Source organism: Gammaproteobacteria bacterium (assembly GCA_013151035.1).
Taxonomy (GTDB): Bacteria; Pseudomonadota; Gammaproteobacteria; order JAADJB01; family JAADJB01; genus JAADJB01.
In genome coordinates this window covers 22,753-29,219 of the sequence record JAADJB010000025.1, presented here as the reverse complement: position 1 = coordinate 29,219, position 6,467 = coordinate 22,753, and the positions used below count along the sequence as shown (strand labels likewise).

Here is a 6,467-nt window from a genome sequence, read left to right as displayed (position 1 = left end):
AGTATTCTGCCAAAGATTCCTGTAGCTGATGGCAAGGTTGAGATTAATGGGGTGCTGGTGAATCTACCATCACATCCGCCACTGGTGTTAATTGATGACTGGACTGCAGTCACGAAACGCTGGCCATTCTTTAATTATGATATCTATGCAGAGAGAATGAATAAACCGGTATTACCCTATCTAGTGCAGCTTGATGCTGATGATGAGTATGGTTTTTTGAGATTATGGCCGCAACATAAGGGGGGCAGTAGTATGCACATTGGTTACGCTATTCAATGGTATGCCTTTGCCGCTATTGTTTTTTTTACCTATTTTGGTGTAAACATAAAGAGAGTGGACTCGCAGGAAGTAGATGATGAGTGAGATTGAAACAAATACTAAAAAGAGCGGCATGACCCTGTGGATCATGATTGTCTTGTTTGGCCTGCCTTATGTGGCCGCCATGTATGTCTATATGAATAGTGATGAAATGGATCTGGGTGGTGGTTCGAATTATGGTTATCTGGTGACACCGGCAAGACCACTACAGGATATGGGTTTTACTACCCTGCAAGGTGAGGCATTTCAGTTTTCTTCGATGAAAGGTAAATGGATATTATTGAGTGTTGGTCATTCTGCCTGTGCGGAGGCATGTCGGGAAAATTTATATAATATGCGTCAAATTCGTAAGGCGGTTGGGCAGGATACCAAGCGTATTGAACGGGTTTTTTTGTTGATGGATAATGATCAATTACAAGAATTTGGTGAGCAAGTTAAGAATTACCAGGGTATGACAGTGCTACAGAAGGCGGGGGTACAATATGAGGCCTTCCTGAGTGATTTTGTCTACGATAATAAGAACAAGGTTGAGGATGGCTTGTATGTTATTGACCCATTGGGTAATTACATGATGGCCTATCCTGCCGGGGCTGATCCCAATAATATCCTCAAGGACGTGCGTCGTCTGTTGAAAGTCTCACAGATCGGCTAATCAAGACCTCTTTCGTATGATCAATCCTGCTATCTTTACTCGTCTTAGTCTGGCCGCTTTTTTGCTGGCACTGGTGGTGATTGTGGTCGGTGCCTATGTGCGTCTATCCGATGCCGGTCTGGGCTGTCCCGATTGGCCCGGCTGTTATGGTCAATTAGTTGCGCCGGATGAGCACCATGAGATTAAGCAGGCGATGGATGCCTTTCCTGAGCACTCCGTGGATAGCGGTAAGGCATGGAAGGAGATGGTGCATCGTTATCTGGCGAGTACGCTCGGTTTTCTGATCCTGATAATGGCATGGATTGCATGGAGAAATCGGGGGCATCAGCAACAGTTTTACGTCCCCCTGATTCTGGTGGGTCTGGTGATCTTTCAGGGTATGCTCGGGATGTGGACGGTGACCCTGTTATTGAAGCCGACGATTGTTACCTTGCATCTGTTGACAGGCTTGCTCACTTTGTCGCTCCTGTTCTGGGTATGGATGAAACAGAATAAGACCTTACAGCAAACATTGATTACGGGTCGCAGTGTTTCTAATGGCCTATTATTCTGGGCACGGGCGGGTCTGCTTATGTTGGCACTACAGATTTTTCTCGGTGGTTGGACCAGTACTAATTATGTTGCGTTGTACTGCCCTGATTTTCCAACCTGTCAGGGGGCATGGTGGCCAGAAATGAAGATTTCAGAGGCCTACGTCTTCTTTCGCGAGAGCGGGGTTAACTATGAAGGCGGTACTTTATCGAATGCCGCCGGTATGACCGTGCATACCCTGCATCGAGTCGGGGCATTGCTGACCTTTTTGTTAATTAGTGCTATAGTAATCAGCGTGTTATCGGGAGTTCGCTTGTTGCTTATACGGCGTGTGGCCTATTGGGTCATGGTGTTGTTATTGTTGCAGTTAGGTCTTGGTATCGCCAATGTATTATTGCGTTTGCCACTGGCTTTAGCTGTTGCCCATAATGCGGGGGCAGCGTTGTTATTACTGGCGATGTTGCGCTTGAATTTTCTCTTGCACTATACGAATAAAAACAGGGTTTGATCCATGAGTGAATTAACATTAAGACTGACATCGGTATCTTGTAGTTGTAAGCAATACCTTGCCCTGTGTAAATTAAAGGTAGTGATGTTGATCGTCTTTACCGCCATGGTAGGGATGTTGCTGGCGACCCCACAAGGTCTGCCACTGGAGTTATTTTTCTATGCCAGTCTCGGCATTGCCCTGGCATCGGCATCCGGGGCTGCAATCAATCACTGGGTTGATCAACGCATTGATCAGATCATGGAACGTACTCAGGGTCGACCATTACCACAAGGTGAATTAAGCAGTCGTGCAGCATTGATTTTCGCCTTGTCGCTGGGCGTAATCGCCATGCTTATCCTGGTGCTCAAGGTGAATATGATCACGGCGATATTAACCCTGACCTCGCTTATCGGTTATGCCGTTATCTATACCATGTTTCTCAAACGTACCACACCACAGAATATCGTATTAGGTGGTGCTGCAGGTGCCGCACCGCCTGCCCTGGGTTGGGCCGCAATGACAGGTGAGTTGCCTGCCGAGGCTTTGTTATTGTTTCTGATTATCTTCGTTTGGACACCCCCTCATTTCTGGGCATTGGCAATTAAACGTCGTGAAGAATATGCCAAAGCCGGGTTGCCGATGTTACCCGTGACGCATGGGGTTATCTTCACCAAGCTACACATCCTGCTTTATACCTTGATGTTGTTTGCCGTTACCCTGATGCCATTTGTCATTAAGATGTCCGGGCTGGTCTATCTGGCGGGTGCCATCGCATTAGGTATTGGTTTTGTTTATCATGCCATTAAGCTCTATCGAACAGGTGCCAGTGATGATCACGCGATGAAGACCTTTGCCTATTCCATCTTTTATCTCAGTGCCTTGTTTGGTTTTTTGATCCTGGATCATTATGTGCGTTTGGGGCTACGAGAATATCTAGGGTAGGGTGCGCACCGCGCACCAACATGATCCTCTTGACCCAAAAACCAAAAAACCCACTTGCAGACCTCTCGATAGAGACCTTTCTACGCGATTATTGGCAAAAAAAGCCCCTGTTTATTGCTCAGGCCTTCCCCGATTTTCAGACCCCGATCAGTGCCGATGAATTAGCAGGGCTGGCCTGTGAAGAAGGTGTGGATTCCCGCATTGTGATCGAGAAGGGGGGTGAACATCCCTGGCAGGCGATCTATGGGCCGATGGATGAAGCAATCTTTGCTCAACTGCCGGAAACACACTGGACACTATTGGTTAACGATGTTGAAAAACATCTTCCACAACTTGCCTGGATTGTTGATGCCTTTCGTTTTATACCCGAATGGCGACTGGATGACCTGATGATCAGTTATGCCCCGGAGGGTGGTTCGGTGGGGCCGCACTTTGATCAGTATGATGTCTTTATCTTACAAGCGCAGGGGCATCGGCGTTGGCAGATCCATGAGCAAGCGGTATCTGCGGATAATCAGGTAGAGGATACCGATCTGCGTATACAAAAAGATTTTGTTGCCGAACAGGAGTGGTTGCTGGGGCCGGGTGATATGATCTATATCCCGCCCGGTGTGTCTCACTATGGTGTTGCGACGGATGATTGCTTGAGCTTCTCGATTGGCTTTCGTGCCAGTAGCCATGCCGATATGCTGAATGACTTTATGGGGTTTATTACGCGTGATCTGCCCGCTGAAAAAACATGGAAAGACCCTGCCTTGAATATGCAAGCGTGTGCTAATGAGATTAGTAGCGATGCCATTGAACACCTGCGTAAGATCCTTGCTGAATATCTTGATCCCGCCCATCCAGCTATGGCACAGTGGTTTGGTCGTTTTGTTAGTGACCCGCGAGCTGATTTGTCGTTGGAAGCTGATGAGACCTTTTCCAGTATTGATGAACTTTGTGCACGATATCCCCGATTGCAGCGTAATTCTGCCAGTCGCTTTGCCTTCATTGAGCAGGCCGGACAAACGCTATTATTTGTCGATGGTGAAGATTACAAAGTTAGTCGTTCCTTTGCCGAACAACTATGCGCACAACGTGAAGTGGATATACAGAAATTATCGCAGCAGCTCTCGACAGAAGAAGCCGATCTATTATTGCAGATGTTTGCTCAGGGGCAATTAATTAATCAAGGGGTCAGAATCAAGGGGTCAGAGCTCTTGAAAACTAAGATCACTCAAAAACCGATCAAGAGCTCTGACCCCTTGATTTTTTTTGCGGTTTTTTTTGTGCTGTTCTTTATTGCGTTAGGCATTGACCCTTCCTCCAGGGATGTCTGGATTGCCGAGGTGATCCCGGTGGTATTGATATTCTCCATGCTGGTGATTAGTTTCAGGGCGTTCCGGTTTTCCACTATTACTTATATGCTCATGTCGGTATGGTTGTTCTGGCATACCGTGGGTGCGCACTATACTTTTGCCAATGTACCCGTGCCGTGGTTTTATGATTGGTTTGGTGAGGGGCGTAATAACTTTGATCGTATTGGGCATTTCTCGGTAGGGTTTTATGCCTATGCCATGATGGAGTGGTTATTGCGCAAACGTTATTGTGGCTGGGTATTGGCCGGGTTCTTTAGTCTGTTTTTTATTATGTCAGTAGCCGCGGGTTACGAGATCCTGGAGTGGTGGTTTGCGGCAGCACTGGATCCGGCTAATGGTATTGAGTTCCTGGGTTCCCAAGGCGATCAATGGGATGCACAGAAGGATATGCTGGCGGACACCCTGGGCGCTATCACGGTGATTGTTCTATATTATATGACCCATTGGAAAGAGAAATAAGCTTATGGATTTATTGACCCAGGGCTTATTAGGGGCAACCCTGGCACAGAGTCGGGCATCTCGCGCTGAGATGCGTATAGCGACAATGGTGGGTGCCTTTTCCGGGCTGTTGGCCGATGCCGATATATTCATCTATTCCAGTAACGACCCCTTATTGACGATTGAATATCACCGTCACTTTACCCACTCGATCTTTTTTATCCCGCTTGGTGCCTTGATTGCCTGTTTATTGTTGTGGCCGTTGTTAAAAAACAGAATGGATTTTCGACGTTTATATCTGTTCTCGCTGTTGGGTTATAGCATGAGTGGTTTCATTGATGCCTGCACCAGCTATGGCACCTATTTATTCTGGCCGCTGATTCCAGAAAGGATCTCTTTTAATATTATCTCTATTATTGATCCCTTGTTTACCTTGCCGCTGTTATTGATGATGTGGCTGGCATTGAGGACAAGGCGAGCGGTTATGGCTCGATGGGGATTATTGTTTGCAGTGTTTTATTTGTCACTGGGCGGGTTGCAACATCAGCGTGCCGAGAATGTATTGCAGGAATGGGTTCAGAGCAGAGGACACTCTATTGAAAGATCAGTAGTGAAGCCCAGCCTGGGGAATCTGTTACTTTGGCGTACCGTGTATCAGTATGAGGGCATGCTTTATGTCAATGCGGTGCGTGTCGGATTCTTTACCAACACTATCTATAATGGGGATTCGGTTGTATTATTTCGACCTGAGCGAGATGCCACTGGGTTGGCGCAGGATTCCGTACTCTATCGTGACATCGAACGCTTTACACGTTTCTCGGACGGCTTCGTGGCGATAACCCCGGATAGGCCTGATGTGCTGGCTGATGTTCGTTATGCGCTTCACCCCGCCTCGGTTAGCCCCTTATGGGGGATTACTCTGAATCGACAGGAACCTCAGCAACATGCGCGTTATCAGGTCTATCGAGACTTTTCGCCGCCTGTTCGGCAACGTTTTTTGGATATGTTGTTGGGTAAGGTCGAGGCAGGGATGGCTCCTCTCTAACAGAGACACGCCGTGAAACCATCCACCGGCAATTGCTCTACCTACCTGCATCCTTGTGGTCAATAGTCTCTGTTATACGCAAAAGATTGCAAAAGGCACACAATGTGCTACATTTAAAGCATGAGCTATTTTTTCTGGAATCCTGAAAAAAACGAAGAGTTGATCAAAGAGCGGGGCATCTCTTTTGAAAGGGTTATTCAATATATTGAAAATGAACAGGTTTTAGATGTGATTAAACATCCAGATACTTCTAAATACCCAAACCAACAAATGTTTATCCTTGAAATTGATAATTACGCATACCTCGTTCCCTTTGTTGAAAACGATTCTGAGTTTTTTCTAAAAACTATAATTCCCAGCCGAAAAGCAACAAGAAAGTATCTTGAGGTGAAATCATGACAATCAAATTAAATAAATATGAGAAAGAAATACTCGACTCTTATGAAAATGATGAGTGGGTATCCGTTTCAACTGAACTGGATATTGCTAAATATAAAGCAGCAGCTAAAAACACATTCAAAAAAGATAAAAGAGTCAATATTCGCATTTCAAAAATAGATCTAGATCTACTGCAAGAAAAAGCTCTTATCGAAGGCCTCCCTTATCAAACACTAATGTCTAGTGTTTTACATAAATATGTAACGGGTCGCTTAAAAGACAAAAACGCATAACGAATAAATTAACGCTGAG

Annotated in this window: 8 protein-coding genes; all 8 read left to right on the top strand. The window is 46.1% G+C overall.

Annotated features, from left to right (window positions below):
* Positions 1-363: hypothetical protein (locus GXP22_06495; GenBank protein NOX09123.1), on the top strand; the 363-nt coding region annotated here is incomplete at its 5' end.
* Positions 356-970 carry a hypothetical protein gene (locus GXP22_06490; GenBank protein ID NOX09122.1) on the top strand — a complete coding sequence of 205 codons (615 nt, stop codon included), beginning with the start codon at positions 356-358 and terminating at the stop codon, positions 968-970. The genes GXP22_06495 and GXP22_06490, both read left to right, overlap by 8 nt.
* 16 nt (positions 971-986) lie before the next feature.
* Positions 987-2,009, top strand: coding sequence for a heme A synthase (locus GXP22_06485; GenBank protein NOX09121.1), 1,023 nt, complete (start codon positions 987-989; stop codon positions 2,007-2,009).
* Positions 2,010-2,012: 3 nt separating this feature from the next.
* Complete coding sequence (locus GXP22_06480; protein ID NOX09120.1) at positions 2,013-2,933, top strand: protoheme IX farnesyltransferase; 921 nt, start codon at positions 2,013-2,015, stop codon at positions 2,931-2,933.
* 20 nt (positions 2,934-2,953) lie between these two features.
* Positions 2,954-4,753 (top strand): DUF2238 domain-containing protein, encoded by a 1,800-nt coding sequence (locus GXP22_06475; protein NOX09119.1) that lies wholly within the window; start codon positions 2,954-2,956, stop codon positions 4,751-4,753.
* Positions 4,754-4,757: 4 nt separating this feature from the next.
* A complete protein-coding gene (locus GXP22_06470) occupies positions 4,758-5,777 on the top strand; it encodes a metal-dependent hydrolase (GenBank protein ID NOX09118.1) in 1,020 nt (339 codons plus the stop codon).
* 120 nt (positions 5,778-5,897) lie between these two features.
* The gene (locus GXP22_06465; protein NOX09117.1) at positions 5,898-6,176 is read left to right on the top strand and encodes a BrnT family toxin; all 279 of its coding nucleotides are present in this window, start codon (positions 5,898-5,900) and stop codon (positions 6,174-6,176) included.
* Entirely contained in the window at positions 6,173-6,448 is a 276-nt protein-coding gene (locus tag GXP22_06460; GenBank protein ID NOX09116.1) for an antitoxin, read from the top strand. The genes GXP22_06465 and GXP22_06460 overlap by 4 nt, the downstream gene beginning before the upstream one ends.
* The last annotated feature ends 19 nt before the right edge of the window (positions 6,449-6,467 follow it).

What these genes read in the sequence shown, in the direction of transcription:
- GXP22_06475 (NOX09119.1), top strand. Translation starts at nt 2,954, where the DNA reads ATGATCCTCTTGACCCAAAAACCAAAAAACCCACTTGCAGACCTCTCG.
- GXP22_06460 (NOX09116.1), top strand. Translation starts at nt 6,173, where the DNA reads ATGACAATCAAATTAAATAAATATGAGAAAGAAATACTCGACTCTTAT.
- GXP22_06480 (NOX09120.1), top strand. Translation starts at nt 2,013, where the DNA reads ATGAGTGAATTAACATTAAGACTGACATCGGTATCTTGTAGTTGTAAG.
- GXP22_06465 (NOX09117.1), top strand. Translation starts at nt 5,898, where the DNA reads ATGAGCTATTTTTTCTGGAATCCTGAAAAAAACGAAGAGTTGATCAAA.
- GXP22_06490 (NOX09122.1), top strand. Translation starts at nt 356, where the DNA reads ATGAGTGAGATTGAAACAAATACTAAAAAGAGCGGCATGACCCTGTGG.
- GXP22_06470 (NOX09118.1), top strand. Translation starts at nt 4,758, where the DNA reads ATGGATTTATTGACCCAGGGCTTATTAGGGGCAACCCTGGCACAGAGT.
- GXP22_06485 (NOX09121.1), top strand. Translation starts at nt 987, where the DNA reads ATGATCAATCCTGCTATCTTTACTCGTCTTAGTCTGGCCGCTTTTTTG.